Genomic DNA, 1,754 nt, shown 5'->3' with positions numbered 1-1,754 from the left:
GGTAGTGTCAAAACTTCTATGAAAAACTGAAAATCACAAGCGTTCAGGGCGGAAAGTACTCTCCGCACGAGGTGACAATCGCTCTTGACAAACATTCCGAAAAGGTTGCGCCTTGTTTTTGAGGGCGAAGGGAAAAAAGTAGGCACACCAAATAACCCTCGCCAAATTACCAATTTTAACCTTTTCTCCATTCGGTTTGTCAAGAGTTCGCTACGCCGATTGTCTTTCGTATGCGATTGTTTGAGGGCTCTGCTAAAAAAAAGCAGGCGGTTATGCTGTTAGCTCTTGTTGGGCAAGTTGAATCAATTTTGTCCAACGTGCTGGCATATGTGGCATTTGTTCCAGTTCTGGAATCGCTACAGGCACACGTTTTTCTAACTTTGCATGTGGTCGAAGGAAGTTAAAATAAGCCACGAACATTGTCACAAATGAAACTGAGCCAGCTTCCGAACCAAAGCCTGTTGTCGCACGGTAATGCCCTTTGAACGTACGGTTTAATCGTTCGATGATCTGTTTTAGTGGACGATATTCCACTGAGACTGGATCTTCATTCGTTAAGCCAATCACTTGTGTCACATCAAACCAAATGTCATGTTGTGCGAAGAAGTGTTGTGCTAATAAGTAAATGGGATTGCCATCAACGATTAAATTCAGATTTTCAGGAATCTCCTTGAACTTTTGTAAAACGTCATCAATCGCTTTAATGGCAGACAATGTATCCCGATTTGGCGAAACACGGTAAGACAGAATGACCTTTTTTGCCGCATCAAAGAAAAAGAATAAATAATGCCATTTTCCGTTTACTCGAATGTACGTCTCATCGCCACAAAATTGATCGGACAGTTCATAGGGATATCGATCAACGAAGGGCTTCATCAAGATGGAGACACTATTTACGTAATTTAAAATCGTTTGATGAGAAATTGAAACATTATGTATGTCTTGCATAATCGCTGCTGTTTTCCGTGCTGAAATCCCATAATTCACATGGTACGTCAAAATCAATCCAAGTGTATGGGATGAAGTATAAATCCGTGATAAATCTACTCGCGGTTTCACTGGTGACGACGAAGATAAAGGTTGATAATCAAACAGAAACTCACGGTAAATATAGCGAACTTTAAACGCTTGTGGATCTTGTTTAAACCGAGCTTTTTCTTCCTTACTCATTCGTTCTATATTCGATAGGTAAAAAGAACACTGATTATTTTTACACTTCCAAATGTTAAAGTCTTTTCGTTCCTTAATTTTCTCTAAGGTTTTCATGCAGTGAGGACAACGAAGAATCGCTTCTTTCTGATAGCGGTTTTGTTGGTTAAATAAGCAATCACATGCCTTACAAAGGTATTGTCCATTCGCACCATTGTTGGCGTACAAATACGCCGAGGGTGCACCACACTTTGGACAACAGAGATTCTCGGGTACTTTTGTTTTGGCATTGGCATGTCGCCGCACAGGCTTCAACTCTTTGCCATATTTATCAAAGTAAGCCTGCTTTATATCCTGAAAGGATACCTTTTCAAGTTGTTGTATGACGGGTAGTTCATCTACCTGCAGCTTTCGATATTCTTTATTAATTGGCTGTTCAGGACGCACACTTCCAACAGCCTTACCAAATAGTAATATCATTAAAATTTTAATTATTTTTTCTTGGTACTTGATAAATTCAATTAAATACGCTAATAATTGAGGGTACAAACTTGTCACTTCCTTTTTGGGTAGTTTTGTGTGTGGTAACCTCAACTAACACCAAA

General features: G+C 39.5%; 1 protein-coding gene. It reads right to left on the bottom strand.

Features of this window, described 5'->3' with window-relative positions; genetic code table 11:
* Positions 1-270 precede the first annotated feature (270 nt).
* Positions 271-1,698, bottom strand: a complete 1,428-nt coding sequence (locus tag D8M03_RS17485) for a DDE-type integrase/transposase/recombinase (RefSeq protein WP_121216052.1) — start codon at positions 1,696-1,698, stop codon at positions 271-273.
* Between the last annotated feature and the right edge of the window lie 56 nt (positions 1,699-1,754).

The sequence above is a fragment of the Ureibacillus endophyticus genome, assembly GCF_003628435.1.
In the GTDB taxonomy this organism is placed as follows: domain Bacteria; phylum Bacillota; class Bacilli; order Bacillales_A; family Planococcaceae; genus Ureibacillus; species Ureibacillus endophyticus.
The sequence above is the reverse complement of the archived record's forward strand: the minus strand, read 5'-3'. Positions and strand labels throughout refer to the sequence as shown.